A 26,214-nucleotide genomic window follows, 5' to 3' on the forward strand; every position below is an offset into this window, starting at 1 on the left:
CGGCGGCAAATAATCAGTCGCCCCGGTGGCGGGGCGAAAGAGGCGACTTACAGGACGTAGCGAACCAGTTCTATGTTGCCGAGGGCGGTATACATGGCTTCGATATGTTCCTTGCTCTGGGCAGTCACAGTGACCCGGACCGAGTGGTAGTTGCCCTTGGAGCTGGGCTGGACGGTCGGGCTGTAGGTGCCGGGGGCGTGCTGCTGCAGCACTTCCACCACCATGTCCGGCAGGGCCGGGTCGGCAACGCCGAGCACCTTGAACGGGAACTTGCAGGGGAACTCCAGCAGTTCATCAAACTTGGTATTCATTTACTCACCTTTTGCGGTCGTCGCGAGACGACTTTCTTGCTTGTGGCTAATGGCCGTTGGCCCCTCGGGGCCGCCATGCCCCCGTCTGTGCGGGGCACTGCTCAAGTGTATATGGGCATTGCCCGGGCCGGGATCAAGGCCGGACCGGCAGACAAGGGATGGAGGTGCTGCTTTTTACCACAAATCGTCAGTCGGCGGAACCTGCAGTTTACAGGGTTATTGACTGGCCCGACCCCAAAAAGACAGCAGCGGCGCCTGTTGGCGCCGCTGTTTGGTCGGGATCCTGCGTGCGGATTACTTGAACCAGCTGGAAACCAGCATCACCAGGTAGTCCCACAGACGGCTCATCAGGCCACCCTCTTGCACCTCTTCCAGGGCGACCAGCGGTACCTGCTTGATCTCCTTGTCCCCTTGCTTGAGGAACACGGTGCCGACGCGCTGACCTTTGGCCAGCGGTGCCTTCAGTTCGCTTTCGAGCTGGAAGTCCGCCTTGAGGTTGTTGCCCTGGCCACGGGTGACCAGCACGGAGACGTCCTTGTCGACGCCCAGCTTCACTTCCGGCTTGTCGCCCATCCAGATCTTCTGGGTCACCAGCTCGGTGCCGGCCTTGTAGGGTGTCAGGCTCTGGAAGAAGCGGAAACCGTAGGTGAGCAGCTTCTTGCTCTCGGCGGCGCGGGAGGCTTCGCTGCTGGCGCCCAGCACCACGGCGATCAGGCGCATGCCTTCGTTGTTGGTGGCGGAGGAGACCAGGTTGTAGCCGACCTGGCTGACGTGGCCGGTCTTGATGCCGTCAACCTGCAGGGACTGATCCCACAGCAGGCGGTTGCGGTTGTGCTGGGTGATGCCGTTGAACACGAAGGATTTCTGGGCGTAGATCTTGTACTCCTCCGGCAGGTCGCGGATCAGGGCCTGGCCCAGGCGCGCCATGTCGTGAGCGGTACTGTAGTGACCTTCCGCATCCAGACCGTGCGGGTTCATGAAGTGGCTGTCGTTCATGCCGAGCTTGGCGGCCCAGCTGTTCATCAGGCTGGCGAAGGAGTCGGTGCTGCCCGCCAGGAATTCGGCCATGGCGACGCAGGCGTCGTTGCCGGACTGGATGATGATGCCCTTGTTCAGGTCATCGACGGAGACCTGCTTGCCCACCTCGATGAACATCTTGGAGGAGTCGGAGTAGTTCTTGGACCAGGCGTTCTGGCTGATGGTCACCATGTCGGTGCGCTTGATGTTCCCCTTCAGCAGCTCCTGGCCGATGATGTAGGAGGTCATCATCTTGGTCAGACTGGCGGGCGGCAGACGCTCTTCGGCGTTCTGCTCGGCCAGTACCTGACCGGAGTAGTAGTCGATCAGGATGTGGGCCTTGGCGGAGATCTCCGGCGCGGCGGGAACCACCACGGGGTTGGCGTTCGGCGTCGGGATCGGTACAGGCGTGTTGGCCTGGGCGGTGGCGCTTATCAGGGAGGCCAGAATAACTGAACGGGCAAATTTGGACATCTTGAAATTCCTGGTGCCTGGTTGGGGTAACCCAAGTTAAAAATGCGGGCTTCACTATACCAGAAGCGACCGTCGGTCAAAGCCCGACGTGCCATCTGGTCTGGTTTTTTCTCCCTCAGTAGCCGCCATCACGCCGGGAAACGACGTGATGGCGGGCCACAGAGGGCGGTTCGGTCAGCTTGAGCCTGAGACGCTCAGGGGACGATGAAGGCTTGCTCCAGCCCCCCCTGGCGCACTTTCTCCAGGGTGGCGGCCTGCTGGTCGGCAGGCACGGGGCCGATCAGCACCCGGAAGATGGCACCATGGGCGTCCACCCGATAGGGCAGGCCGTGACGCTGGGTCATCACCTTGCCCATCGCCTCCGCCCGTGCCTGCGAGCCGCTGGCCAGCACCTGGATCATCTTGCCCTCGCCGCTGCTGGCGGGTGCCACCGTCTTGGCCGCTGCCGGTTTGGCGGGTTTGGTGACCGGCGCCTTGACGGGGACCTGTTCGGCGGCGGCCGGCGTGGCCATGGCCAGCTCGGTGGGTTGGCCGACGAAGCCGTCCTGAGCGACGGGGGCCGGGGTGGTCGGCGTCATCTCGATGGGCTTCATGGGGGCCATGAGTACCATCTGATCCGGGGTATCGTTGATGAGCTCGAGCCGTACCCGCGCCTCGCCCCCTTCCACCATCCCCAGCTGCGTGGCGGCGGCATGGGAGAGGTCGATCAGCCGATCGCTGCCGAAGGGGCCGCGATCGTTGACCCGCACTATGGTCTCCTGCCCGTTGTCCAGATTGGTGACCCGCACATAGCTTGGCAGCGGCAGGTTGCGGTGGGCGGCGCTGAACAGCTTGCTGTCCTGCACGTCGCCGTTGGCGGTCTTCTGGCCGTCCAGATCCTGGGAGAGCCAGCTGGCGGTCCCCTCTTCGCTGTAGTGTTTGATGTCGCGCCACACCTCGTTCTTCTGCTTGCCAATCCAGTAGTCACGGTTGCCGCTGGCGCTCAGGGGCTCGGGACGCGGGATGGCGCCGGTGGCCTGCGGGATTTCGATGACCTGGGGTTTTTCCGGCTGGACCGGTTCGGGAGGCGGGGGAAGCTGTTCCGGCTGGCTGCTACAGGCGGCCAGCAACAAGGTCAGGCTGAGCGGGAGAAGTTTGTGGCTGTAATGCATACGCGTCCTGGATTGCTTGACTGAGTTGATGCACCGCCATCGCATAGAGCGGGCTGCGGTTATAGCGGGTGATCACGTAAAAATTGTGGCGCGCGACCCAGTATTCCGGTCCATCGGCCTGTTCCAATGCCAGCAGTTTCACCGGCGTGTCGGGTGCCAGCGGGGTGGCGAGTTCAATGCCCGCGGCGGCCAGCTCGGCCCAGGTCTGGGTCAGCTCGGGGGCAGGCCCCAGCAGGGTACCCACTGGCGCCAGTCCGATCAAGGCGGGTTCGACCGCCGACTCCCCCCAGCGCCACTGATGCTCGGCAAAATAGTTGGCGACGCTGCCGATGGCATCCACCGGGTTGGCGAACAGATCGCGCTTGCCGTCGCCGTCGAAGTCGACCGCGTAGTGGCGATAGCTGGAGGGCATGAACTGACCCATCCCCATGGCGCCGGCATAGGAGCCCTTGAGAAGGGTGAGCGGCCACTTCTCTTCCCGGGCAAGCAACACCAGCTGGGCAAACTCCTTGGCGAAGAAGTCGGCCCGCTCGGGGTAGTGAAAGCCCAGGGTGTAGAGGCTGTCTAGCACCGGATGGCGGCCCATCTGGCGGCCGTAGAAGGTCTCGATGCCGATGATGGCGACGATGAGGGAGGCCGGCACCTGATAGGTCTGCTCGGCCCGCGCCAGGGTGGTGGCGTGGCGTTGCCAGAAGCCGACCCCGTCCCGGATCCGCTCCGGAGTGATGAACAACGGCCGGTAGCGATGCCAGGGTTTGGCCTCCCAGGGGCGGCTGATGGTGTCGAGCACCTCCTGGCGCAGGCTGGCCTGGGCGGTGGCGGCCTGCAACTCGGCCAGCGGCACCTGCTGCTGCTCGGCGAGCCGGGCGAGCCCGGGGGGCTCGACGGCCGCCGTTGCGTTCAGGGCAACGAGAGAGAGCAACACACCGGCCAGTCGCATCAGGCCAGCAGCCTTCTGTGGGTCTGGATGGACATCAGGATGCCGAAGCCGGCCATCAGGGTCACCATGGAGGTGCCGCCGTAGCTCACCAGTGGCAGGGGGACCCCCACCACCGGCAAGATGCCGCTCACCATCCCCATGTTGACGAACACGTAGACGAAGAAGGTCAGCGTCAGAGCACCGCCCAGCAGGCGTTCGAAGCTGTTCTGGGCCTGCATGGAGATGAACAGGCAGCGGCTGATGATGTAGAGGTAGATCACCAGCAGGAGGGCGACCCCCACCAGGCCGAACTCCTCGCTGAACACCGCGAAGATAAAGTCGGTATGCCGTTCTGGTAAAAACTCCAGCTGGGACTGGGTGCCCTGCAGCCACCCCTTGCCGAACACGCCGCCGGAGCCGATGGCGATCTTGGACTGGATGATGTGGTAGCCGCGACCAAGCGGGTCCTTCTCCGGATCCAGCAGCATCAGCACCCGCTGGCGCTGGTAGTCGTGCATCAGGAAGAACCAGAGCACCGGCATGAAGGCGCAGATGAGCAGCACCGCGAGGCCGATGAGCCACCAGCTGATCCCCGCCAGAAAGATCACGAAGAAGCCGGAGGCGGCCACCAGGATGGAGGTGCCAAGGTCGGGCTGGGCCGCGATCAGCAGGGTGGGCAGCAGCACCATGATGAGGCTCAGCACCAGGTGGCTGAACTTGGGCGGCAGCGAATGACGGCTGAGCCAGGCGGCCACCATGATGGGCATGGAGAGCTTCATCACCTCGGAGGGCTGGAACTTCATGAAGCCGAGGTCCAGCCAGCGCTGGGCCCCCTTGCCGATGTGGCCGAACACGTCCACCGCGATGAGCAGCAGCACCACTACCGCAAACAGGGGCACCGACCAGCGGGCATAGAGGGAGGGCGGCAGCTGGGCCATGCCGATCATCAGGGCGAACGCCAGTCCGCCACGCACCAGCTGGCGCACGATGGAGTCGACGTCCTGACCGGAGGCGGAATAGAGCACCACCATGGAGAGGGACATCAGGGTCAGCAGGCCGAGCAGCAGCGGCAAGTCGATGTGCAGCTTGTACCAGATGCTCTGCTGGCGAGCGGAGTTACTCATGAGAGGCAACCTCTTCGGATTGGGGCTTCTTGGCCGGTGCCGGCGGCAGCTGAGGCTCCGGCGGCAGCAGATAGGCATCCAGCATGTTGCGGGCGACCGGCGCCGCCATGGCGCTGCCGCCCCCGGCGTTCTCCAGCACCAGGGCGACCACCGCCTTGGGTGCTTCGAACGGGGCGAACGAGACGAACAGGGCGTTGTCGCGATGCTCCACCTTGGTGGTGGCCGCGTTGTAGACCTGGTTCTCCTTGAGACCCACCACCTGGGCGGTACCGGACTTGCCCGCCGCCTTGTAGGGGGTGTTGGCAAAGGCGCGCCGACCGGTCCCTTCGTGGCCGTTGATGACCCGCCACATGCCGTCCTTGGCCACCTGCCAGTAGCTGTCGCTCTTGGTCTGGATGGCCATGTTCGGGTTGATGGGGGCGTTGACCACGCCATCGATGGAGGCGGTGCTCTTGAGCAGATGCGGCGTCACGTCGTGGCCGTTCTGGGTCAGGATGCTGATGGCCTTGGCCAGCTGGATCGGGGTGGCGCTCCAGTAGCCCTGGCCGATGCCGATGGAGATGGTGTCACCCTGATACCAGGGCTGGCGCCAGCGGGCCATCTTCCAGTCGCGGGACGGCATGACCCCCTTGGTCTCTTCGTAGATGTCGACACCGCTGTACTGACCGAAGCCGAACCTGGTCATGTAGCTGTTGATCTTGTCGATGCCGACCCGGTAGGCGAGATCGTAGAAGTAGGTATCCGCCGACACCTCGATGGCGCGATAGACGTCGAGCCAGCCGTGGCCCCAGCGGCGCCAGTCGCGAAACTTCTTGGTGGTGCCGGGGATGGAGAAGCTGGGGCCGCCGAAGTAGCGGTAGTTGGGGGTGATGGCCCCCTCGTTGAGCCCCATCACCGCCATCATGGGCTTGACGGTGGAGGCGGGGGCATAGATGCCCTGGGTGGTGCGGTTCACCAGCGGCCGGGCCGGATCGTTGAGCAGCGCCGAGTAGTTGGCGCTGGAGATGCCGGTCACGAACAGGTTGGGGTCATAGCTCGGGCTCGACTCCATGGCCAGGAGGGCGCCGGTATTGGGATCCATCATCACGATGGCGCCGCGGCGGCCGGCCAGCAGTTGCTGGGCCTTGAGCTGCAGGCGGATGTCGATGTTGAGGTAGATGTCCTTGCCAGGCTCGGGCGGCTGGAATTTCAGGGTGCGCACCACCCGGCCGCGGTTGTTCACCTCGACCTCCTGGTAGCCCGCCACGCCGTGCAGCTGATCCTCGTAGTACTTCTCCACCCCCTGCTTGCCGATATCCTTGGTGGCGGCATAGTTGGCGAGCTTGTCCTCCTTGTCGAGGCGCTCCACATCGCGGGTGTTGATCTTGGCCACGTAACCCAGCGCATGGGTCAGGGTGTCGCCAAACGGGTAGTAGCGCTTGAGGTAGGCCTCGATGCTGGCACCCGGGTAGTTGTGCTGGTTGACCGAGAAGAGAGCGACCTGATACTCGGTCAGCTTCTCGTACAGGGCGACCGGCTTGAAGCGGCGCTGGCGTTTCACCTCGGCCAGGAACTTCTCCTTGGTCCCCTCCGGCAGCTTCAGCAGGGCGATCAGCTCGTCGGCGGTCTTCTCCAGATCCTTGGTCTCTTCCGGCACGATCTCGAGGCTGTAGACAGGGCGGTTTTCCGCCAGCAGCACGCCGTTGGTGTCATAGATGAGGCCGCGCGGTGGCGCCACCGGCACGACGCGGATGCGGTTGTCGTTGGAACGGGTCTGGTAGGTGTCGTAAGACTCTACTTGCAGATAGTAGAGATTGCCCAGCAGCACCAGCATCAGCACTATCATGCCAACGTAGGCGACTAGGGTTCGTCGGAAGAAGAGGCGACCCTCGGCGCTGTGGTCGCGCATTTCGATGCGAGTCTTCAGCATGCCGCTACCTTATGACTGTCGAGCAGGTGAGAAACGGGGTGCAGATGTGCATGCTCACGCTCTGTGATTCGGGTTTGAGAGGGGAATGCTTGGATAGTGCATGGCTCACTCTCTGTGATACGGGTATGTGAGGGTGATGCTGGAATAACGCATGGTTCACTCTCTGTGATACGGATGATTGGTTGTGATGCTCCAGGCGCGATAGAGGCTCTCGGCCACCAGCACCCGCACCAGCGGATGGGGCAGGGTCAGCGGCGACAGCGACCAGCTCTGCTCGGCGGCAGCCTTGCATTCGGGGGAGAGCCCTTCCGGGCCGCCCACCAGCAGGGCCACGTCGCGGCCATCGAGCTTCCAGGCTTCCAGTTGCACGGCCAGCTGCTCGGTAGTCCAGGGTTTGCCGGGGATGTCCAGGGTCACGATGCGCGAGCGGCCGGCGGCAGCCAGCATGGCTTCCCCCTCTTTTTGCAGAATGCGGGGAATGTCGGCATTTTTACCACGTTTTCCGGCGCCGATCTCGACAAGTTCGAATGGCATGTCTTTGGGGAAACGGCGGCGATACTCTTCGAAGCCATGCTCTACCCAGGCGGGCATCTTGGTGCCCACCGCAATCAACTGGATTTTCATCGGTCGTTACACTTGTGCTCGTTTATTGCGCATTCACCTGAGCGGTGTTGCTCCAGAGTTTTTCCAGCTGATAGAAATCGCGATGCTCATCCTGCATCACGTGCACGATGACGGAGCCCAGATCCACCAGCACCCACTCGCCGGTGAGCTGGCCTTCCACGCTCAGCAGATCGAGCCCGGCATGGCGAGCTTCGCTGGCCAGATGGTGGGCGATGGCGCTGACGTGACGGCTGGAGTTGCCGGAGCAGATGATCATGGTGTCGGTGATGCTGGATTTGCCGCGCACATCGAGGGTGATGATGTCGCGGCCTTTCATGTCATCGATCTTGTCGACGATAAAGGCATGCAGTTCTTGGCCTTGCAATGAGTCTCTCCTGTATTCCGGCGCGCTTTCACGGCGTGAGGGCGGCGGATTATATCATGGTCACTCCCGTTTCCCAGTCCGGTGAAGGGGAGTGGAACAGGGGCCGTGCCCGCTCGGAAAACGGCCCCCTGTTGATCACTATAGTGCGCGATCCGCGCCGGACAACCACCCCGGCAAACCGGGTTCAGACTGGTCGATAGAGCCCCTGCTGGCGGATGTACTCCGCCACCGATGGCGGTAGCAGATAGCGGGGATCCGCCCCCGCTGCCAAGCGCTCTCTGAGCCGGGTGGCCGACAGCTCGATGGGCAGGTTGTCCGCCAGCCAGATGCGGCCGTGACGCAGCCGGTGCAGATCCGCCACTTCGCGGGTCTGGTGGCGGGCCAGCAGCGCGGCCACTGCGGCCGGGTAATCCGGCTGCCAGCCGGGACGGGTGCTCACCACCAGGTGGGCGTAATCGAGCAGCTCCTGCCAGCGGTGCCAGCTCGGCAGGCTCAGCAGGGAGTCCATCCCCATCAGAAAGCAGAGCGGGGTGTCCGGCAGCTCGCTCCTCAGCTCGATCAGCGTGTCGATGGTCCAGGAGGGGGTATCGCGCTTGAGCTCCCGCTCATCCACCACGAAGCCCGGGTTTTCCGCCGCCGCCAGGGCAACCATGGCCAGACGCTGCTCGCTCGAGCAGAAGGGATTGGCGCGGTGGGGCGGGATATGGTTCGGCAACAGGCGTACTTCGGCCAGACCAATGGCGTCGCGGGCCTCGATGGCCGGGCGCAGATGGCCGATGTGGATGGGATCGAAGGTCCCCCCCAGGATGCCGATGGGCGGCTGCAGCATGGGCTCCCCTCCGGGGATGGCCGGGATGTCGACGGGCTGGCTCATGCGTCAGATCCCGCCAGCGGCAAGGGGGTACCATCGCGAAAACCGAGGGCGATGGTCTGCAGCATCAGCCAGGCCTGCTCGGTATCGAAGCGACGCTGGGCGTCGTCAAGGCGGGCCATCAGCTGCCACAACTGTTGCAGCTTGGCGAAGGGGAGCCGGGTCAGCGCCTGCTGAATAAGCTGCTGGCGGCTCTGCCAGATGCGCAGGCGGCTGAAATGCTCAACCAGCGGTTGACCGGCCCTGGCCGCCAGCGCCAGCTCGGTGAGCTGCTCCAGCTCGCGACAGAGAGACCAGGCCAGCATGCCGGGCTCGGTGCCTTCGGCGCGCAGGGCCAGCAGGATGCGCTGGGCCCGGTTCACCTTTCCTTCCAGCAGGGTGTCGATAAGCTGGAACGGGGTGAAGTGGGCGTGGCGGATGATGGTCTCCTGCAGATAGGCGACGCTGATGGGCTGGGGCGGCGAGAGCAGGGTCAGCTTCTCTATCTCCTGGCTGGCGGCCAGCAGGTTGCCCTCGTAGGAGTGGCACATGAAGTTGACCGCATCCGGCAGCGCCTTGAGGCCAAAGCGCTGGAAGCGGGCGCTCATCCAGCGCGGAAAGAAGCGGGGCTCGGGGTGGTTGACCGGCACATAGGTGCCGCTCTGGCTCAGCTTGTCAAACCAGGCTGCCTTCATCTGGGTCTGGTTGAGACGATTGCCGCTCAGTACCAGCAGCAGGTCGGGGTGCAGCTGCTTGCCGATCTCGCTGATGCGGGCGGCCAAGTCCTTGTCGACCTTGGCCGGCAGCTCCAGCTCGATGATCTGGCGGGCCGAGAAGAGGCTCATGGCCTGGCAGGCATCGTAGACCTGATTCCAGTCCAGCCCCTGTTCCACCACGAAGCTGTGGCGCTCATCGAAGCCCTGTTTGCGCGCCACCTGGCGCACGGCATCGATGGCTTCCAGCTTGAGCAAGGGCTCGTCCCCAAAAATGAGATAGCAGGGCTTGAGCCCTGCCTTGAGATGATCCGCAAACTGCTCGGGATAGACTCTCATCAACACACTCTCATCAGGATGGGCGCATCAGAATTTGACCTGACTGAGCTGGCGGATCACCAGGTTGGCGGCCTGCTCCTGCATCTCCTTGCCGAGCTGCTCCTGCTCGCGGGAGGAGGCGAGCGCCGCGTCCGGCTTGTTCAGGAAGCTGCGGTTGAAGGCGATGGGGAAGACCTGGGTCGGTTTGCCCGGCATGGAGACGGTGAACTTGGTGTTGTAGCCCAGCACGTACTCACGGGCCTGGCCGATGGAGTCGACGGAGGCGACCTGACTGGTGCTGCCGACGCCGGACAGGGTCAGCACCGGAATGCCCTCCTTGTCGGCAAGCTCGACGCCAGCGGCCTTGAGGCGGGTGGTGACCAGCCGGTAGAAATCGCTCTTGTTGTCACCGACCACCTTCATGGTCATCAACTCGGGCGGGATGGCGGTGCCGCGCATCTGGAAGCCGCAAGCCTGCAGCAGCAGACCGGTCAGCAGGATGGCCATCCAGCGGGTGAGGGTGGTGCCCATAGAAAATCCTCTTTGCATGAAGTGAAGAGCGGCGGGCGCAGGGCCCGCCGTTATCATCCGTTTGCTGTGACCGCTTGGCAACCGCTCCGTTGGCGACGCAGTTGCGTCGACCCGAACCGGTACCCGGTTGCCAGTAAGCGATATGGCATCAGTTGGCTACGATGTTGAGCAGCTTGCCCGGCACGTAGATCACCTTGCGCACGGTCAGGCCGTCGGTGAACTTCTGTACCGAGGCATCGGCCATGGCCAGCTTCTCGACGTCGGCCTGGCTGATCTCGGCCGGCACGGTCAACTTGCCGCGCATCTTGCCGTTGATCTGCACCACTACCAGCTTCTCGGTCTCGACCATGGCGGCCTCGTCGGCCACCGGCCAGGCCGCGTGATCGATGTCGTCGCCCTTGCCCAGCATCTTCCACAGCTCGAAGCCGATATGCGGGGTGATGGGGTAGAGCATGACCACCACAGCTTCCAGCGCTTCCTGCATCAGGGCGCGATCCTGAGCGTCGCTACCCAGCTTGGCCAGGTTGTTCATCAGCTCCATGATGGCGGCGATGGCGGTGTTGAAGGTCTGACGGCGACCCACGTCGTCGCTCACCTTGGCGATGGTCTTGTGCAGCTCGCGGCGCACGGCTTTCTGGTCGCTGGTGAGAGCAGCCAGATCCAGAGCGGCAACGGCGCCACCAGAGACGTGCTCGAAGGTGATGCGCCACAGGCGGCGCAGGAAGCGCTGGGCACCCTCTACGCCAGAGTCGGACCACTCCAGGGTCATCTCGGCCGGGGAGGCGAACATCATGAACAGACGGACGGTATCGGCGCCGTAACGCTCCACCATCAGCTGCGGGTCGATGCCGTTGTTCTTGGACTTGGACATCTTGGTCATGCCGGAGTGCATCACTTCACGGCCTTCGAGGTCGACCGCCTTGGTGATGCGGCCCTTGTCGTCGCGCTCAACCTTGACGTCGAGCGGGCTGACCCAGACGTTGCCGCCTTTCTCGTCCTTGTAGTAGAAGGCGTCAGCCAGCACCATGCCCTGGCAGAGCAGGCGCTTGAACGGCTCGTCGCTGTTCACCAGGCCCGCATCACGCAGCAGCTTGTGGAAGAAGCGGGCGTAGAGCAGGTGCATACAAGCGTGTTCGATGCCGCCGATGTACTGGTCCACCGGCAGCCAGTGGTTGGCAGCAGCCGGATCCAGCATGCCCTTGTCGTAGTCCGGGGAGCAGTAGCGCGCGTAGTACCAGGAGGACTCCATAAAGGTGTCAAAAGTGTCAGTTTCCCGGAACGCTTCCTGACCGTTGTAGGTGGTTTTGGCCCACTCGGCGTCGGCCTTGATCGGGCTCTGGATGCCATCCATCACCACGTCTTCCGGCAGCAGCACCGGCAGCTGATCTTCCGGGGTCGGCACCACTGTACCGTCAGCCAGGGTCAGCATGGGGATGGGGGCGCCCCAATAGCGCTGACGGGAGACTCCCCAGTCGCGCAGACGGTAGTTGACGGTGCGCTTGCCGTGGCCCAGGGCTTCCAGCTTGTTGGCGATGGCATCGAAAGCGCCCTGGAAGTCGAGGCCGTCGAACTCGCCGGAGTTGAACAGCACACCCTTCTCGGCGTAGGCGGCTTCGATCACGTTCGGTGCTTCACCGTCGGCCTGCTTGATGACCGGCTTGATCTCGAGGCCGTACTTGGTGGCGAATTCGTGGTCGCGCAGGTCGTGACCCGGTACTGCCATCACGGCGCCGGTGCCGTAGTTCATCAGCACGAAGTTGGCGACCCAGACCGGCACCTTGCGGCCATCCAGCGGGTGAATGGCGTAGAGGCCGGTGGCCATGCCCTTCTTCTCCATGGTGGCGAGCTCGGCTTCGGCCACCTTGGTGTTCTTGCACTCTTCGATAAAGGCGGCCAGCTCCGGATTGCTTTCGGCAGCCTGCAGCGCCAGCGGGTGGCCGGCGGCGATGCCCACATAGGTCACGCCCATGAAGGTGTCCGGACGGGTGGTGTAGACCTCGAGATGCTCAGTTTGACCGTCGATGGCGAAGCTGATGTTGACCCCTTCGGAGCGGCCAATCCAGTTGCGCTGCATGGTCTTGACCATCTCAGGCCAGCCTTCCAGGTTGTCGATGTCGTTGAGCAGCTCTTCGGCGTAGTCGGTGATCTTGATGAACCACTGGGGGATCTCTTTCTGCTCCACCGGGGTGTCACAGCGCCAGCAGCAGTTGTCGACAACCTGCTCGTTGGCCAGCACCGTCATGTCGTTCGGGCACCAGTTGACGGAGGAGGTCTTCTTGTAGACCAGACCCTTCTCGTAGAGCTTGGTGAAGAACCACTGCTCCCAGCGGTAGTAGTCCGGCTTGCAGGTAGCCAGCTCGCGATCCCAGTCATAACCCAGACCCAGCATCTTCAGCTGGTTCTTCATGTATTCGATGTTTTCGTAGGTCCAGGGGGCCGGCGCCGTGTTGTTCTTGATGGCGGCGTTTTCCGCTGGCAGGCCGAAGGCGTCCCAACCGATGGGTTGCAGCACGTTCTTGCCATTGAGGCGTTGATAACGGGAGATCACATCACCTATGGTGTAGTTGCGAACGTGCCCCATGTGTAGACGACCAGACGGATAGGGGAACATGGAGAGGCAGTAGAACTTTTCCTTGTCTACTTTCTCCACCGCCTTGAAGGTTTTCTTGGCATCCCAGTGCTTTTGCACTGCTGGTTCTATGGATTGGGGAACGTATTGCTCTTGCATTGGTGACATCCGGATCTGTGAAATGGATAGATAAATCAGCTGGGAAATCGCAATAGAATACCCATATCCTGCGGCGGCAACAACCGCCAGCGTCCCTCGGGCCTTAAGCCGGGCTCGATCAGGGTTCAGTAGAGGAGTAACGGCCATGGACAAACGTCAAAAAGGGTACGAAGCCTTCATTGCCGAACTGCAGAAGCAGTGGCAAGAGACAGAACAGTTCCAGGGGGAGCGCCTCAACCGGATGATCGCCAAGGTACAGGCCTATCTGGAGGCCGCCGGGGATCTGACCCAGGACGAGCTGGCGCTGATCGCCGAGTATGTGAAGCGGGATCTGGGCAACTATGACGAGGGGCGCAAGGATGAGCAGGTGGAAGAGTCCGCCTTCATGCTGGCGCTCAAGGATACCGCCTGGTCCTGGCTGGCGGACGTGACCGACCGCACTCAGGTGGAGTGGCAGGAGCTGGCGGACGAGCTGGAGCACAAGGGGATCTACCGGGCCGGTGACTGGGTAGGGCTCGGGGTCTTGGTGTGCGATCACTGCGAGTGGCGCCATACCGTGCTGCACCCCGAGCAGCTCGGCACCTGCCCCGAGTGCGGGGCCGATGAGTATCACCGTGAGCCGCTCTCGCCCTGAGAACCTGTCCACACTCTTACTGCGAGGCCGTGATCAAGGCTCATGTACTGCTCGCTTGTTTGTAACCGAGAGTTCTCACGTATATCTATACGCTCCGGTTCCTGCGCTGCTCTTTACCTTGCTGACGACCTCTCGTTGCAGAGCCTGAACAGGTTCTGAGCGGGTATCAGACTGAACAGAAGAGAGGCGCCCCTGGGCGCCTCTCTTGTTTATCTACCTTGTGTTGCCTCAGCCCTTGCGCGCCCAGGGGTGGGCGCGGGGACGCAGCCACAGGGCCAGTGCCAGCAGGGCGGCGGCCAGACCGTACATGGGCCAGCTGCCAAAGCGCAGATAGGGGGTCACGCCGTGGGCGGGACGCACCTCGGTGCGCAGCACGCCAGCCTCGAACTGCGGGATCTGGGCGATGATGCTGCCGTCGATCTCGGTGACTATGGTGATGCCGGTGTTGGTGTCGCGCAGCAGCGGGCGGGCCAGCTCGAGGGCGCGCATGCGGGCGATCTCCATGTGCTGCCAGGGACCGATGCTGGTGCCGAACCAGGCGTCGTTGGAGACAGTCAGCAGGAAGTCGGTATCCGGCTGCACGTTGCGGCGCACCTCATCCGGGAAGATGATCTCGTAGCAGATGGCGGCGGCAAACTTGAGCCCCTTGGCGATCAGGTTCGGTTGCACCTCGTCCCCGCGACTGAAGGAGGACATGGGCAGGTTGAAGAAGGGAGCGATGGGGCGCAGCAGATCTTCAAACGGCACGAACTCGCCGATGGGCAGCAGGTGATATTTGTAGTAGCGGTTCTTGTGCTGGTAGTAGTAGGACTCCTTGCCCTCCGCATCCTGCACCCCCATGCCGAGCACTGTATTGAAGAAGCGCTGCTGCTCGAGATCGTAATGGATGATCCCCGCCAGCAGGCCGGTATCGTTCACCTTCATCGCCTTGTCCAGGCTCTCCAGGTAGTTGCCCATCTCCTTCTCGATGGCCGGGATGGCGGATTCCGGCCAGACGATGATGTCGGCATCCTGGTTCTCGCGGCTCAGATCCTGATACTTGCGCACCGTCGGCACCAGGGCTTCCGGATCCCACTTGAGGGACTGTTCGATGTTGCCCTGCACCAGCGCCACCTTGACCGGTTCACCGCGGGTCACCCAGTTGAGCTGCATCAGCCCCTGGGCGGCGCCCACCAGAGCCACCGGCACCAGCAGCCAGGCAGGCTTGCGGCTCTGCCAGAGCAGCCAGAGGGCGGAGGCGGTCAGCAACAGCGCGAGGGTGATGCCCTGCACGCCGAGGATGGGGGCAAAGCCCTTGAGCGGCCCGTCGATCTGGCTGTAGCCAAACCAGAGCCAGGGGAAGCCGGTCATCACCCAGCCACGCAGCCAGTCGGCCATCAGCCAGAGTGCCGGAAAGGCGAGCAGCCAGCGGCTCCAGTGACGTTCGCGGAAGAAACGGGCAAACAGCCAGCAGGCCAGGGTCGGATAGAGCGCCAGATAGGCCGACAGCCCGGCCAGCAGCACGAAGGCGACCGGCAGGGCGATGCCGCCGAACATGGTCATGCTGACGTGGATCCACCACAGCCCCGGCAAAAACAGCCCCATGGCGTAGCCAAAGCCGCGCCAGGCAGCCTGCTTGGGGGTGGCCTTGTCCAGCAGGGCATAGAGGCCGAGCAGGGACGGGATCACCAGCGGCCAGTAGTTGAAGGGGGAGAAGGCCAGCACGGCGATGGCGCCAGAGGCCATGGCAAACAGGCTGGTCAGAAGTTTCGATTTTGCGGGCTGTAATTTCACGGGCGATGAGGCTCGGATTGGACTGCTATGGGTTGAATGGCCGGTATCTTAACCCGTAAAGGCGGTCAACGGCGAGCCTCCCGGCCGACGGCCCGAAGCGAGGGGATAAAAGGGTGATGACGGGCCCGGTAGCCGGTGGGAAACAGGGGTTGTATGTGGTCAAACGAACAGCGCCCCGACGGGCGGGGCGCTGTTGACTCGAACCAGGGCTTATTGGGCCTCGGACTGGGCCGCGACATGATTGTCGGGGATCTTCACCTGCAGCTGCTGCAGACGACGCTTGTCGGCATGCATCACCTTGAACAGGTAGCCGTCCAGCTCGATCTCCTCGCCCTTCTTGGGCAGGTGGCTGAAGGCGTGCATCACCAGACCGCCGACGGTATCCACCTCTTCATCGCTGAACTGGGTGCCAAAGAAGTCGTTGAAATCCTCGATCTCGGTGAGGGCGCTCACCGAGAAGACCCGTTTGCTGATGCGGCGGATCTCGTCCGGCTCGTCTTCGATGTCGTCGAATTCGTCGTCAATCTCGCCGACGATGAGCTCAAGGATGTCCTCGATGGTCACCAGACCGGAGACGCCGCCGAACTCGTCCACCACGATGGCCATGTGGTAGCGCTCTTCGCGAAACTCCTTGAGCAGCCGGTCGACCCGCTTGCTCTCGGGCACGATCACCGTGGGGCGCAGGATATTCTCCAGTTGCAGCGGTTCGCTGGCATGGTGGCCGCCGAACCCGAACGGCAGCAGATCCTTGGCGAGCAAGATGCCCTCCACGTGATCCTTGTCCTCGTTGATCACCGGGAAACGGGAGTGGCCGGATTCGATGATGACGGGCAGGAACTCGTCCACCGGCTGGGATTTCTCGATGGTCACCATCTGGGAGCGGGGGATCATGATGTCGCGCACGCGCAGCTCGGCAATTTCGAGCACCCCCTCGATCATGTCCTTGGTGTCCTGATCGATGAGATCGCGCTCTTCGGCGTCGGCTATCACTTCCACCAAATCGTTGCGGTCTTTTGGCTCGCCCTGGAAGAGTTGGCTGAGTTTGTCGAGCCAGGTTTTCTTCGGCGAGCCGGTACTAGGGTGATCGTCGGTCATTTTCTCTCTTGGTTACTCGTATGAACACACTTGAAATCGTTGTGGCTATATGAGGATGACCATCGGCTGTTTCAAGGCGATGACCATCCCGCGGTTTACTCTTCGTCGTTCAGATAAGGATCGGCGAAACCGAGCTCCTGCATGATGTCGCGCTCGAGCGCTTCCATCTCTTCGGCCTCGTCATCCTCGATATGGTCATAACCTAGCAGATGGAGACTGCCGTGCACAACCATATGGGCCCAGTGGGCCATCAGCGGCTTGCCCTGCTCGATGGCTTCGTGCTCCACCACCTGGCGGCAGATCACCAGATCGCCCAGCAGCGGCAGCTCCAGGCCGGGTGGTGCCTCGAACGGGAAGGAGAGCACGTTGGTGGGCTTGTCCTTGCCGCGATAGGTGAGGTTGAGCTCGTTGCTCTCCGCCTCGTCGACGATGCGCACCGTCACTTCGGCCTCCTGCTGGAAGCCGAGAATGGTGCCGTCGAGCCAGCCCTGCAGCTGGGCCTCGCTCGGCAGGCCGTCGGTGTTGGCACTGGCCAGTTGCAGATCCAGGGTCACGCTCATTGGGCACTCTCTTTACTGGTGTGGGTGGCGACTTTGTCGGCCGCCTGTTTGGCATCGAACGCCTCGTAGGCCTGCACGATGCGGGCCACCACAGGGTGGCGCACCACGTCGGCGGACTGGAAGAAGTTGAACGACAGGCCGTCGACATTCTGCAGCACTTCCAGCGCGTGGCGCAGGCCCGATTTCTGGTTGCGGGGCAGGTCTATCTGGGTGATGTCACCGGTGACCACCGCCTTGGAGTTGAAGCCGATGCGGGTCAGGAACATCTTCATCTGCTCGGTGGTGGTGTTCTGGGCTTCGTCCAGGATGATGAAGGCGTCATTGAGGGTGCGGCCGCGCATGTAGGCGAGCGGCGCCACTTCGATGATGTTGCGCTCCATCAGCTTCTCCACCCGCTCAAAGCCCAGCATCTCGAACAGGGCGTCGTAGAGCGGGCGCAGGTAGGGATCCACCTTCTGGGAGAGATCACCGGGCAGGAAGCCGAGCTTCTCGCCCGCTTCCACCGCCGGCCGGGTCAGCAGGATGCGACGGATCTCCTGGCGCTCCAGCGCATCCACCGCCGCCGCCACCGCCAGATAGGTCTTGCCTGTTCCTGCAGGGCCTATGCCGAAGCAGATGTCGTGGCGCACGATATTGGCGATGTACTGGGCCTGATTGGGGCTGCGCGGCTTGATGAGGCCACGTTTGGTCTTGACCGTCACCTCCTTGCCGTAGGGGATGCTCGGCGCCGGCTCGTCATCCTGCTCCAGCACCCGCGACTCCTGAATGGCCAGATGGACCATGTCGGGGGTGATGTCGGTCACCTTGCCGCCCTTGAGCGGCTGGGTTTCCACATAGAGGTGCTTGATGATGACGGCGGCCGCGTCCACCTGGGCCTGTTTACCTAGCAGCTGGAAGTGGTTGTCGCGGTAGCTGATCTCGACGCCGAGGCGGCGCTCCAGCTGTTTGATGTTGTCATCGAACGGGCCGCACAGACTGGCGAGACGCTGGTTGTCGGCGGGTTCCAGATGCAGATTCAGGGTCGAGAGGTGTCGGCTCAAAGTGTCCTCGTCTTGACGCGATCCCATCCGGCCGGGGCCGGATGGGGTGAACAGATTAGTGGGGAGTGAAGGCGGCCACGCCCAGCTGGTCCGGTACGTTGTCCGGGCGGCGGGCCAGGATTTCGCTCGGGGCGGTGGCGATGCGCAGGTTCATCTCGTTCTCGCCGCGCAGGAATTTGCCGCGCAGGGAGTTGGGGCGCACCTCGGTGATCTCCACGTCGGCAAAGCCGCCGATCAGGGTGTGCGGGCCTTCGAAGTTGACCACCCGGTTGTTCTCGGTGCGGCCACACAGTTGCATGGGGTCGAGCTTGGAGGGCCCTTCCACCAGGATGCGCTGGGTGGAGCCCAGCATGGCGCGGCCAATCTGCATCGCCTGGTTGTTGATGACGTGCTGCAGGCGGCTCAGGCGGGCTTTCTTCACCTCCATGTCGACATCATCGGGCAGGTCGGCGGCCGGGGTACCGGGGCGCGGGCTGTAGATGAAGCTGAAGCTCATGTCGAAGTTGATCTCCTCGATGAGTTTCATGGTGGCCTCGAAATCCTCGTCCGTCTCGTTCGGGAAGCCGACGATGAAGTCGGAACTGATGGTGATGTCGGGACGGGCGGCACGCAGGCGGCGGATCTTGGACTTGTACTCCAGCACGGTGTGCGGGCGTTTCATCATGGTCAGGATGCGGTCGGAGCCGCTCTGTACCGGCAGGTGCAGGAAGCTGACCACTTCCGGGGTGTCCTTGTAGACCTCGATGATGTCATCGGTGAACTCGATGGGGTGGCTGGTGGTGTAGCGAATGCGGTCGATGCCGTCGATGGCGGCCACCAGTCGCAGCAGCTCGGCGAAGGTGCAGATGCCGCCGTCGAAGGTCGGGCCCCGGTAGGCGTTGACGTTCTGGCCGAGCAGGTTCACTTCGCGCACGCCCTGCTGGGCGAGCTGGGCGATTTCATAGAGCACGTCGTCGAGCGGGCGGCTCACCTCCTCGCCGCGGGTGTAGGGCACCACGCAGAAGGAGCAGTATTTGGAGCAGCCTTCCATGATGGAGACGAAGGCGGTCGCCCCTTCGGCGCGCGGCTCGGGCAGGCTGTCGAACTTCTCGATTTCGGGGAAGGCGACGTCCACCTGGGCGCCACGCCCCTCCTGTACCTGCTTGATCATGGTGGGCAGGCGATGCAGGGTCTGCGGACCGAACACTATGTCCACATAGGGGGCGCGGGTGCGAATGTTGTCCCCCTCCTGGGAGGCGACACAGCCGCCCACGCCGATCACCAGACCGGGCTTGTTCGCTTTCAGTTTTTTCCAGCGTCCCAGCTGGTGGAACACCTTCTCCTGCGCCTTTTCGCGGATGGAGCAGGTGTTGAGCAGCAAAACGTCTGCCTCTTCGGGCTCTTCGGTCAGCGTGTAGCCATTGCTGGCATCCAACAGGTCGGCCATCTTGGACGAGTCGTACTCGTTCATCTGGCAGCCCCAGGTTTTAATGTGAAGTTTCTTGCTCATTGCTTCTCTTGACTTGTTTTGAATGCGGCATGGTCAAAGGACCGGGCATTTTACTCCGCAATCCGGAGACTGCCTAGCAAATATCCAGCCCGCCATGGCCGGAACGCAGCCGCAGCCGCCCCGAGAGGCATCGGCTTTCTCCTTGATTTGGCGCACTAATTCTCCACGGCCTTCACTGTTTCTCGGCGCCCCTTGCGGTATCATGTGACCATTCGGTCCGGCTGCGCGCTCCCCTTGTCCGGTCCCACACCTTGCAGGAATCAAGTTATGGAACAGTGTGATATCGCCATCGTCGGGGCCGGCATGGTCGGCGCCGCCACCGCCTGTCTGCTGGCGGCGCAGGGCCTCTCCATCCGGGTCATCGAGACCCGGTTGCCGGAGCAGTACGCCCCCGAGCAGCCGCTGGATCTGCGGGTCTCCGCCATCAGTCAGGCCTCGGTGGCCCTGCTGGAGCAGGCCGGTGCCTGGCAGCACCTGCAACAGATGCGGCTGTGCCCCTATCGCCGGCTGGAGACCTGGGAGCTGGACGGCTTCGTCACCCGCTTCAACGCCGCCGACCTCGGCCTTCCCCAGCTCGGCTACATCATCGAGAACCGGCTGGTGCAGCTGGCGTTGCTCAGACGCATGGAAGATTTCCCCAACATCCAGACCCACACCCCGGCGGCGGTGACCAGCCTGCGCCAGGGCGCGGACGAGGCGGTGCTGACCCTGGATGATGGCAGCGAGCTGGCCGCCCGCTGGGTGCTGGCGTGCGATGGCGCCGAATCCCGCACCCGCCAGCTGGCCGGCATCGGGGTGTCGCGTTTTGAATACCGACAGCACTGCATGCTGATCAACATCGACACCGACTTCGAGCAGGAAGACATCACCTGGCAGCAGTTTACCCCGCGCGGCCCGCGCGCCTTCCTGCCGCTGCTGGGCCGGCACGGTTCCCTGGTGTGGTATGACAGTCCGGCCCGCATCCGGACGCTGGCGGCCATGAGGAACGAGGGGCTGGCCGCCGAGGTGCGCCGCCACTTCCCGGCTCGCCTCGGTGGTTTTTCCGTGACTGGCAAGGGGAGTTTCCCGCTGGTGCGCCGTCACGCCAACGACTACCACGCCGGCCGGGTGGTGCTGCTGGGTGATGCCGCCCACACCATCAACCCGCTGGCGGGGCAGGGGGTCAATCTCGGCTTCAAGGACGTGGCCTGCTGGGCGGATCTGTTGCACAGTGCCGGTGCCGAGTGGCACAAGCCCGAGCTGGCGACCCGCTATGAACGGCGGCGCCGCCCGGACAACCTGCTGATGCAGTCGGGGATGGATCTCTTCTACGGCGTGTTCAGCAACGAGATAGGCCCGCTCAAGCTGGCCCGCAACCTGGCTCTCAATCTGGCGGACAAGGCGGGCCCGCTCAAGGAGATGGCTCTACGCTATGCGCTGGGGCTGGTTTAAGGCGCGTGGCGCCATCATGAGGGAGGAGAGCCCATGAACAAGGCATTGCTGGTGATCGATTTCATCAACGACATCGCCCACCCGGACGGGCGCATCGCCGCCTCGGCGGCCCATGTGCTGGAGCAGGACGCCATCGCGCACGCCAACCAGGCGCTGGCCCATGCCCGCGCCCACGGCTGGCTGGTGGTGCAGATCAAGGTGGGCTTTGACCCGCACTATCTGCTGCAGCCCAAGGGCTCCCCCATGTTTGGTCGGGCCCACCAGTTCGGGGCACTGTCGCTGGCCGACTCCGGCACCGACTTTCACCCTGACCTGGATGTGCAACCCGGCGATCTGGTGCTGACCAAGCCCAGGGTCAGCCCCTTCTACGGCACGGCGCTGGAGCCGGCGCTGCGGGCCAATCGCATCGAGCACCTCTATCTGTGCGGGGTGAGCACCAGCTGGGCCATTCAGGCGGCGACGCGGGAGGGTCACGATCGGGATTACGCCATCACCATCCTGGAAGATGCCTGCGCAGCGGCGGATGCCAACGAGCACCATGCCTCGCTGCGCCTGCTCGGCCGCATCGCCGAGATCATCAAGGTGGCCCAGCTGGCCTGAGCCCGGCGGCAAGCGGGGCTTGCTCACTGTTTTGACATTTTGTCTGCGGCCCCCTGTCGGGCCGCAGCCATTTTGGGCAACATGAAGCGAGCATCGATGGCCACAAGGATGGGGACATGCGTTATCAGGGACGGATCGTGCGCTGGAACGAGGCGCGCGGCTTTGGTTTTATCGCGCCCGAGCAGGGCGAGGGTACCCCGAAAGGGGCCGAACTGTTCGTGCACATCTCGGCACTGAGGTGCGACGGCCTGCCGCCCATGGCGGGGGAGCGGGTCTCCTACCTGGTGGGAGCCGGCCAGGATGGCAAGCCCAGGGCCGAGCAGGTGTTTTTCCCCGAGCGTCCCCTGTCGCTGGCAGACGGCAATGAGAGTCGACCCACGCCGGCGGGTCGCCGCATGTCGGAGGGCAATCGCATCCCGGCGGGCCGCGGGCCTACCCCGCAGCACACGGGTCCTCGCCCCGCCAACCGGCGCCGCAGCCACTGGCGCGGCAAGCTCATCCCGCTGCTGGTGCTGGTCGGGATCTTCTCCCTCTACTCCCGTTTTTCGGCCGAGTCGGTCTCACCTACCTCCACTTCCTCGTTCAGCCAGGTAGAGGTCGACCCCTCGGACAGCCCGCAGCAGGCCGCCACCTTCGTCCGCCAGTGCGACGGTCGGCAGTACTGCTCCCAGATGACCTCCTGCGAGGAGGCGACCTGGTTTTTGCAAAACTGCCCCAATACCAGGATGGATGGCGAGGGCGACGGCATCCCCTGCGAGCGGCAGTGGTGTGGCCACTAGCGGGCCCGGGGGCCGACTCAAGTCGTTGATCATCTATCATTATCTTGCTGGTCGGGTCATGGCAGGTGTGGCCCCGGTCATTGGCAACACGTGGGCGGGCCGGGATGGCTCAGGTTGTCGCGGCCATGCCGGGGACGTCGTTTTTGGGTGAGGAGTGCGGTCATGGCGGACTATTTTCAGGGCTCACTGTTTCACTTCTCCGATCGGGCGCAATACCTGGCCGCGCTGCTCAATTCGCTGGAGGAGCAGATCTCGGTGATCGACCGGGATGGCGTCATCCACTACACCAACCTCGCCTGGAATCGCTTTGCCGAGCAGAATGGCATGCCGGCAGGCTATGACTGGCTGGGGGTCAACTACTTGCGGGTGTGCGACAACTCGGTGGAGCCGCTGGCCTTGATGGCGGCGGAGGGGATCCGGCGGGTGCTGCGCCATGAACAGCAGCACTTTCATCTGGAGTATCCCTGTCACAGCCCGGACACCCAGCGCTGGTTCATGATGCGGGTCTCCGCCATCCCGGGTATCGAGGCCGAGTTCTACACCATCAGCCACATCAACGTCACCGAGCGCAAGCTGCAGGAGCTGGACATGGCCTACCTCTCCCTGCACGACCCGCTGACCGGGCTGGCCAACCGGCGACTGTTCAACAGCTTTCTGCACAACGAGTGGCGGCGCAGCATGCGCGAACAGACCCCGCTCTCTTTCATCATGCTGGATCTGGACAACTTCAAGCTGTGCAATGACCACTTCGGCCATCAGGTGGGGGATGACTTCTTGCAGCAGGTGGGTCGGCTGCTGAGCACCTTTTGCCAGCGAGCCACCGATCTGCCGAGCCGTTTCGGCGGCGACGAATTTGCCCTGATCCTCGGCAACACCGGGGCCGAGGCCGCCTCCCGCATGGGGGAGGCCATTCGCCTCGGCATCGGCGAGCTGCTGATCCAGGGGGCGGACACCCTTAGGCTCAGCGCCAGCGTTGGCATCGCCACCCTGCTGCCGCAGCAGGCCCGCGTCTCGGAGGAGGAGCTGCTGAGCGCCGCCGACATGGCGCTCTATCTGGCCAAGCAGGGGGGCAAGAATCGTTGCCACAGCGTCAGCTGCAGTGCCCTGCCATCCCCCTGATATTCCTCGTTTTATCCTGCCTGCGACCCTGCACTCTATTAACGATTCTGCACTCTATTAACGATTCTGCTCTCTGTTAACGCTGTTGCCCGGCCGGCTGCGGATCGGGATGGGCGTCGACGACCAGTTGCAAGAAACGATCGCGGATCGGGTCGGCAAAGTCGGGGTTCCACACCAGGCTTATCTCCCACTCGGAGCAGGGGCCGGAGAGGGGATAGAGGGTGACGTCCCGGCCCGCGATGAAGCTGACGCTGCGCGGCAGGATGGCGTTGCCGATGCCGGCGGCCACCAGCGCCACCAGGGTCTGGATATCTTCTGCCTCCTGCACCATGCCGGTCAGCCGGTTGGCGCCGAGGAAGCTGGCGATCTGCTGGCTGAGGCCGGGGCAGCGGTGTCCCACCATCTGCAGCAATGGCTGGCTGGCCAAGGCTTGCTCGATGTCGAAGGCGGCCGGATCCGGCTGCGTCATCTGGGTCGGCACCGCCAGCACCAGCCGGTCGGTCAGCAACCTGTGCTCCCTAAGCTGCGGGGCCTGGGGCCGGCGCATGAAGCCGAGCTGCAGCTGACCCGACAGCAGCCGCTCCTGCTGGATGGCGGAGGTCATGTCCTGCAGGTGCACCATCACATCGGGGGCCTGCTGTTTGAAGCGGGCCACCAGCGCCGGCGCCAGCGCAAAGCTCGACAGTCCGAAACCAATCTTGAGTCGTCCGGCAATGCCGCTGGCCAGCGCCAGGGCGTGGCGCTCAAAGCCCTTGCCATGCTCGACCAGCGCCCTGGCCTGGGTGAGCAGCTGGGTGCCGATGGCGGTCAGCTCGGCGCCGTGGCGCCCCCGGTTGAACAGGGTGCTGCCGAGGGTCTGCTCCAGCCCCTGGATCTGCTTGGTGAGCGCCGGCTGGGTGATGAACAGGCGGTTGGCGGCCTCCCGGTAGTTGGCGGTCTCCGCCAGGGTCACGAAGGCCTGCAGCTGTCTCAAATCGAATTTCATTCTGTTTGGTTATCGAAAGTGGCCATTTTGTGATTATAAATTATCTAACTGACTTGTTCTAATAGACCTGAAGCGGGCCCTGTCGGCCCCGTCAGCTTGCTAACAAGGAGTCATTCATGCCTGCCGAACGCTATCTGTTTTTGATCAAGGGAGATCTGGTGCTGGCCCAGCCGCTGGCTGCACCGGAGACGGGGGAGCTGCTGACCAGCCTGTTGCAGCAGGGCTTTGCGGTGGGTCCGCTGCAAGTCTGGGCGAGCAATGCCGAGCAGGCGCTGGCCTGTTATGAGCAGGCAGCCCAGCGGCGGGCCTTCGGCGATATTCTGGCCGGGGCCGAACCCGCCGTGGCCGGAGCCGTTTCATGAGCATACTCACGCTGCGGGCCCGCGCCCTGCTGCTGGACATGGATGGCACCCTGGTGCACTCCACCGGCGAGGTGGAGACGGTGTGGCGGCTCTGGTGTCGCCGCCACCGGCTGGATCCCGAGCCCGTGCTGGCCATGTGCCACGGGGTGCGCTCGCGGGAGGTGATCCGCATCCTAGCTCCGCAGCTCGACCTGGCGCAGGAGGTGGCCCTGCTCGATGATCTCGAGATCCATCACACCGGCCAGGCCGAGGCCCTCGCCGGCGCCCGGACCCTGCTGGCAAGTCTGCCCGTCGAGCGTTGGGCGCTGGTGACCTCCGCCAGTCAGCGGGTGGCCAGGCATAGGCTGCGCAGCGCCGGTCTGCCGCTGCCCGCCCTGCTGGTGGGGGCCGAGGATGTGGAGTACGGCAAGCCGGATCCCGAACCCTACCTGCTGGCGGCCGAGCGTCTGGGGCTGGCTGCCGCCGATTGCCTGGTGTTTGAAGATGCGCCCGCCGGCATCAGCAGCGCCCTGCGGGCGGGTTGCCGGGTGGTACAGGTGGGGGGCAGGCAGCGGCTCAGTCCCGGCATCAGCGCCCTGATCCAGGACTGGCGCCAGGTGAGTGTGGTGGTGGAGGCTGAGGGTCTGCAGCTGACGCTGCTCACCTGACAACAAAAAGCCCCCGCGAGCGGGGGCCTGACTGGCGATGGGGCAATTACTTGAACACGCGAAAACGCTCGGCGTCGTCCATGAAGGTCTTGTCACCGGCCGGTTGCTGGATGCTGCCAAAGGGCATCTGGGCGCGCAGCAGCCAGCTGGCGGGCAGGTTCCACTCCTTGCGCACCGCCTCGTCGATGAGCGGGTTGTAGTGCTGCAGGGAGGCGCCGATCTTCTCCTGGGCCAGAGTGGTCCAGACCGCAAACTGGGCGATGCCGGTAGCATGTTCCGACCAGATGGGGAAGTTGTCGGCGTAGAGGGCGAATTTTTGCTGCAGATCCTTGATGACGTCGGTGTCTTCGAAAAACAGCACTGTGCCGACACCTGCGCGGAAGCTGCCATTCACCTTGGCTTCGCTCTGGGCGTAGGCTTCCGGCGGCACTATCTTCTTCAGCTCTGCCTTGACGATATCCCACAGCTTGTGATGCTGGGCACCAAACAGGATGACGGCGCGGGAGCTCTGGGAGTTGAACGAGGAGGGACTGTGCTTGATGGCGTCCTGGATGAGGGCGGTCAGCTGCTCCGGCGTATGGGAAACCTGGTCACCCAGGGCATAGATGGTACGACGTACTTTGATCTGTTCGATAAACGGACTGCTCATAACATCTCCTTTGTTTGA

Annotated in this window: 26 protein-coding genes; 7 read left to right on the top strand and 19 right to left on the bottom strand. The window is 63.5% G+C overall.

Annotation, left to right across the window (positions count from 1 at the left end; all coding sequences use genetic code 11):
• Positions 1-47: 47 nt before the first annotated feature.
• The 12 genes from ybeD to leuS all read right to left on the bottom strand — a co-directional run bounded on the left by ybeD (position 48) and on the right by leuS (position 13,033).
• On the bottom strand, positions 48-311 hold the full coding sequence (gene ybeD, locus AB5Y94_RS01555) for a DUF493 family protein YbeD (RefSeq protein WP_005298227.1): 264 nt from the start codon (positions 309-311) through the stop codon (positions 48-50).
• Positions 312-605: 294 nt separating this feature from the next.
• Positions 606-1,802 carry a serine hydrolase gene (locus AB5Y94_RS01560; RefSeq protein ID WP_368204565.1) on the bottom strand — a complete coding sequence of 399 codons (1,197 nt, stop codon included), beginning with the start codon at positions 1,800-1,802 and terminating at the stop codon, positions 606-608.
• Between the two features lie 194 nt (positions 1,803-1,996).
• Positions 1,997-2,953, bottom strand: coding sequence for a septal ring lytic transglycosylase RlpA family protein (locus AB5Y94_RS01565; RefSeq protein WP_368204566.1), 957 nt, complete (start codon positions 2,951-2,953; stop codon positions 1,997-1,999).
• On the bottom strand, positions 2,895-3,893 hold the full coding sequence (gene mltB / locus AB5Y94_RS01570; RefSeq protein ID WP_054545399.1) for a lytic murein transglycosylase B: 999 nt from the start codon (positions 3,891-3,893) through the stop codon (positions 2,895-2,897). Before mltB ends, AB5Y94_RS01565 begins: the two co-directional genes overlap by 59 nt.
• Positions 3,893-4,996 carry a rod shape-determining protein RodA gene (gene rodA, locus AB5Y94_RS01575; protein ID WP_005298235.1) on the bottom strand — a complete coding sequence of 368 codons (1,104 nt, stop codon included), beginning with the start codon at positions 4,994-4,996 and terminating at the stop codon, positions 3,893-3,895. The genes mltB and rodA overlap by 1 nt, the downstream gene beginning before the upstream one ends.
• Positions 4,989-6,905: a penicillin-binding protein 2 gene (mrdA, locus tag AB5Y94_RS01580; protein WP_017765125.1), complete on the bottom strand. Its 1,917-nt coding sequence runs from the start codon at positions 6,903-6,905 to the stop codon at positions 4,989-4,991. Before mrdA ends, rodA begins: the two co-directional genes overlap by 8 nt.
• A gap of 156 nt (positions 6,906-7,061) precedes the next feature.
• Complete coding sequence (gene rlmH / locus AB5Y94_RS01585; RefSeq protein WP_005298242.1) at positions 7,062-7,529, bottom strand: 23S rRNA (pseudouridine(1915)-N(3))-methyltransferase RlmH; 468 nt, start codon at positions 7,527-7,529, stop codon at positions 7,062-7,064.
• A gap of 22 nt (positions 7,530-7,551) precedes the next feature.
• Positions 7,552-7,893, bottom strand: coding sequence for a ribosome silencing factor (rsfS, locus tag AB5Y94_RS01590; RefSeq protein ID WP_005298244.1), 342 nt, complete (start codon positions 7,891-7,893; stop codon positions 7,552-7,554).
• Positions 7,894-8,077: 184 nt separating this feature from the next.
• A complete protein-coding gene (nadD, locus tag AB5Y94_RS01595) occupies positions 8,078-8,722 on the bottom strand; it encodes a nicotinate-nucleotide adenylyltransferase (protein WP_368205001.1) in 645 nt (214 codons plus the stop codon).
• A gap of 41 nt (positions 8,723-8,763) precedes the next feature.
• Positions 8,764-9,795, bottom strand: a complete 1,032-nt coding sequence (holA, locus tag AB5Y94_RS01600; RefSeq protein ID WP_017788448.1) for a DNA polymerase III subunit delta — start codon at positions 9,793-9,795, stop codon at positions 8,764-8,766.
• 27 nt (positions 9,796-9,822) lie between these two features.
• Positions 9,823-10,305: an LPS assembly lipoprotein LptE gene (gene lptE, locus AB5Y94_RS01605; RefSeq protein ID WP_368204568.1), complete on the bottom strand. Its 483-nt coding sequence runs from the start codon at positions 10,303-10,305 to the stop codon at positions 9,823-9,825.
• Between the two features lie 148 nt (positions 10,306-10,453).
• Positions 10,454-13,033: a leucine--tRNA ligase gene (leuS, locus tag AB5Y94_RS01610; RefSeq protein WP_025201275.1), complete on the bottom strand. Its 2,580-nt coding sequence runs from the start codon at positions 13,031-13,033 to the stop codon at positions 10,454-10,456.
• Between the two features lie 145 nt (positions 13,034-13,178).
• Between leuS and AB5Y94_RS01615 the strand changes: the two genes are divergently transcribed.
• Positions 13,179-13,667, top strand: a complete 489-nt coding sequence (locus AB5Y94_RS01615) for a zinc ribbon-containing protein (RefSeq protein ID WP_368204570.1) — start codon at positions 13,179-13,181, stop codon at positions 13,665-13,667.
• 228 nt (positions 13,668-13,895) lie between these two features.
• Here AB5Y94_RS01615 and lnt read toward each other — a convergent pair whose 3' ends face one another.
• From lnt to miaB, 5 genes are all read right to left on the bottom strand, one after another.
• Entirely contained in the window at positions 13,896-15,440 is a 1,545-nt protein-coding gene (lnt, locus tag AB5Y94_RS01620; RefSeq protein WP_017764959.1) for an apolipoprotein N-acyltransferase, read from the bottom strand.
• 210 nt (positions 15,441-15,650) lie between these two features.
• Positions 15,651-16,535 (bottom strand): CNNM family magnesium/cobalt transport protein CorC, encoded by an 885-nt coding sequence (gene corC / locus AB5Y94_RS01625; protein WP_368204571.1) that lies wholly within the window; start codon positions 16,533-16,535, stop codon positions 15,651-15,653.
• 95 nt (positions 16,536-16,630) lie between these two features.
• On the bottom strand, positions 16,631-17,095 hold the full coding sequence (gene ybeY, locus AB5Y94_RS01630) for an rRNA maturation RNase YbeY (RefSeq protein ID WP_368204572.1): 465 nt from the start codon (positions 17,093-17,095) through the stop codon (positions 16,631-16,633).
• Entirely contained in the window at positions 17,092-18,135 is a 1,044-nt protein-coding gene (locus AB5Y94_RS01635; protein WP_010633155.1) for a PhoH family protein, read from the bottom strand. The genes ybeY and AB5Y94_RS01635 overlap by 4 nt, the downstream gene beginning before the upstream one ends.
• A 55-nt stretch (positions 18,136-18,190) precedes the next feature.
• Positions 18,191-19,624, bottom strand: a complete 1,434-nt coding sequence (gene miaB / locus AB5Y94_RS01640; protein WP_368204574.1) for a tRNA (N6-isopentenyl adenosine(37)-C2)-methylthiotransferase MiaB — start codon at positions 19,622-19,624, stop codon at positions 18,191-18,193.
• Between the two features lie 267 nt (positions 19,625-19,891).
• Between miaB and AB5Y94_RS01645 the strand changes: the two genes are divergently transcribed.
• From AB5Y94_RS01645 to AB5Y94_RS01660, 4 genes are all read left to right on the top strand, one after another.
• Positions 19,892-21,055 (top strand): FAD-dependent monooxygenase, encoded by a 1,164-nt coding sequence (locus AB5Y94_RS01645; protein ID WP_368204576.1) that lies wholly within the window; start codon positions 19,892-19,894, stop codon positions 21,053-21,055.
• 33 nt (positions 21,056-21,088) lie between these two features.
• Complete coding sequence (locus tag AB5Y94_RS01650) at positions 21,089-21,655, top strand: cysteine hydrolase family protein (RefSeq protein WP_268009449.1); 567 nt, start codon at positions 21,089-21,091, stop codon at positions 21,653-21,655.
• Between the two features lie 116 nt (positions 21,656-21,771).
• A complete protein-coding gene (locus AB5Y94_RS01655) occupies positions 21,772-22,434 on the top strand; it encodes an excalibur calcium-binding domain-containing protein (RefSeq protein ID WP_368204577.1) in 663 nt (220 codons plus the stop codon).
• A gap of 162 nt (positions 22,435-22,596) precedes the next feature.
• The gene (locus AB5Y94_RS01660) at positions 22,597-23,553 is read left to right on the top strand and encodes a diguanylate cyclase (RefSeq protein WP_368204579.1); all 957 of its coding nucleotides are present in this window, start codon (positions 22,597-22,599) and stop codon (positions 23,551-23,553) included.
• A gap of 76 nt (positions 23,554-23,629) precedes the next feature.
• Here AB5Y94_RS01660 and AB5Y94_RS01665 read toward each other — a convergent pair whose 3' ends face one another.
• Positions 23,630-24,538 (bottom strand): LysR family transcriptional regulator, encoded by a 909-nt coding sequence (locus tag AB5Y94_RS01665; protein WP_368204580.1) that lies wholly within the window; start codon positions 24,536-24,538, stop codon positions 23,630-23,632.
• Positions 24,539-24,654: 116 nt separating this feature from the next.
• On the opposite strand from AB5Y94_RS01665, the gene AB5Y94_RS01670 reads away from it, so the two are divergent.
• Positions 24,655-24,900, top strand: a complete 246-nt coding sequence (locus AB5Y94_RS01670; protein WP_017780557.1) for a hypothetical protein — start codon at positions 24,655-24,657, stop codon at positions 24,898-24,900.
• Complete coding sequence (locus AB5Y94_RS01675; RefSeq protein WP_368204582.1) at positions 24,897-25,547, top strand: HAD-IA family hydrolase; 651 nt, start codon at positions 24,897-24,899, stop codon at positions 25,545-25,547. The genes AB5Y94_RS01670 and AB5Y94_RS01675 overlap by 4 nt, the downstream gene beginning before the upstream one ends.
• Before the next feature lie 46 nt (positions 25,548-25,593).
• Here the strand turns inward: AB5Y94_RS01675 and AB5Y94_RS01680 are convergent, their stop codons facing one another.
• Positions 25,594-26,196 carry a nitroreductase family protein gene (locus AB5Y94_RS01680; RefSeq protein ID WP_005298281.1) on the bottom strand — a complete coding sequence of 201 codons (603 nt, stop codon included), beginning with the start codon at positions 26,194-26,196 and terminating at the stop codon, positions 25,594-25,596.
• Positions 26,197-26,214 lie beyond the last annotated feature (18 nt).

The organism is Aeromonas sp. s5 (assembly GCF_040907865.1).
Classification (GTDB): Bacteria; Pseudomonadota; Gammaproteobacteria; order Enterobacterales; family Aeromonadaceae; genus Aeromonas; species Aeromonas dhakensis.

What these genes read in the sequence shown, in the direction of transcription:
- AB5Y94_RS01655 (WP_368204577.1), top strand. Translation starts at nt 21,772, where the DNA reads ATGCGTTATCAGGGACGGATCGTGCGCTGGAACGAGGCGCGCGGCTTT.
- mrdA (WP_017765125.1), bottom strand. Translation starts at nt 6,905, where the DNA reads ATGCTGAAGACTCGCATCGAAATGCGCGACCACAGCGCCGAGGGTCGC.
- ybeD (WP_005298227.1), bottom strand. Translation starts at nt 311, where the DNA reads ATGAATACCAAGTTTGATGAACTGCTGGAGTTCCCCTGCAAGTTCCCG.
- miaB (WP_368204574.1), bottom strand. Translation starts at nt 19,624, where the DNA reads ATGAGCAAGAAACTTCACATTAAAACCTGGGGCTGCCAGATGAACGAG.
- AB5Y94_RS01660 (WP_368204579.1), top strand. Translation starts at nt 22,597, where the DNA reads ATGGCGGACTATTTTCAGGGCTCACTGTTTCACTTCTCCGATCGGGCG.
- ybeY (WP_368204572.1), bottom strand. Translation starts at nt 17,095, where the DNA reads ATGAGCGTGACCCTGGATCTGCAACTGGCCAGTGCCAACACCGACGGC.
- AB5Y94_RS01675 (WP_368204582.1), top strand. Translation starts at nt 24,897, where the DNA reads ATGAGCATACTCACGCTGCGGGCCCGCGCCCTGCTGCTGGACATGGAT.
- AB5Y94_RS01615 (WP_368204570.1), top strand. Translation starts at nt 13,179, where the DNA reads ATGGACAAACGTCAAAAAGGGTACGAAGCCTTCATTGCCGAACTGCAG.
- AB5Y94_RS01665 (WP_368204580.1), bottom strand. Translation starts at nt 24,538, where the DNA reads ATGAAATTCGATTTGAGACAGCTGCAGGCCTTCGTGACCCTGGCGGAG.
- AB5Y94_RS01565 (WP_368204566.1), bottom strand. Translation starts at nt 2,953, where the DNA reads ATGCATTACAGCCACAAACTTCTCCCGCTCAGCCTGACCTTGTTGCTG.
- mltB (WP_054545399.1), bottom strand. Translation starts at nt 3,893, where the DNA reads ATGCGACTGGCCGGTGTGTTGCTCTCTCTCGTTGCCCTGAACGCAACG.
- AB5Y94_RS01645 (WP_368204576.1), top strand. Translation starts at nt 19,892, where the DNA reads ATGGAACAGTGTGATATCGCCATCGTCGGGGCCGGCATGGTCGGCGCC.
- holA (WP_017788448.1), bottom strand. Translation starts at nt 9,795, where the DNA reads ATGAGAGTCTATCCCGAGCAGTTTGCGGATCATCTCAAGGCAGGGCTC.
- AB5Y94_RS01680 (WP_005298281.1), bottom strand. Translation starts at nt 26,196, where the DNA reads ATGAGCAGTCCGTTTATCGAACAGATCAAAGTACGTCGTACCATCTAT.
- lptE (WP_368204568.1), bottom strand. Translation starts at nt 10,305, where the DNA reads ATGGGCACCACCCTCACCCGCTGGATGGCCATCCTGCTGACCGGTCTG.
- AB5Y94_RS01560 (WP_368204565.1), bottom strand. Translation starts at nt 1,802, where the DNA reads ATGTCCAAATTTGCCCGTTCAGTTATTCTGGCCTCCCTGATAAGCGCC.
- rodA (WP_005298235.1), bottom strand. Translation starts at nt 4,996, where the DNA reads ATGAGTAACTCCGCTCGCCAGCAGAGCATCTGGTACAAGCTGCACATC.
- rlmH (WP_005298242.1), bottom strand. Translation starts at nt 7,529, where the DNA reads ATGAAAATCCAGTTGATTGCGGTGGGCACCAAGATGCCCGCCTGGGTA.
- AB5Y94_RS01670 (WP_017780557.1), top strand. Translation starts at nt 24,655, where the DNA reads ATGCCTGCCGAACGCTATCTGTTTTTGATCAAGGGAGATCTGGTGCTG.
- leuS (WP_025201275.1), bottom strand. Translation starts at nt 13,033, where the DNA reads ATGCAAGAGCAATACGTTCCCCAATCCATAGAACCAGCAGTGCAAAAG.
- nadD (WP_368205001.1), bottom strand. Translation starts at nt 8,722, where the DNA reads ATGCTGCAGCCGCCCATCGGCATCCTGGGGGGGACCTTCGATCCCATC.
- corC (WP_368204571.1), bottom strand. Translation starts at nt 16,535, where the DNA reads ATGACCGACGATCACCCTAGTACCGGCTCGCCGAAGAAAACCTGGCTC.
- AB5Y94_RS01650 (WP_268009449.1), top strand. Translation starts at nt 21,089, where the DNA reads ATGAACAAGGCATTGCTGGTGATCGATTTCATCAACGACATCGCCCAC.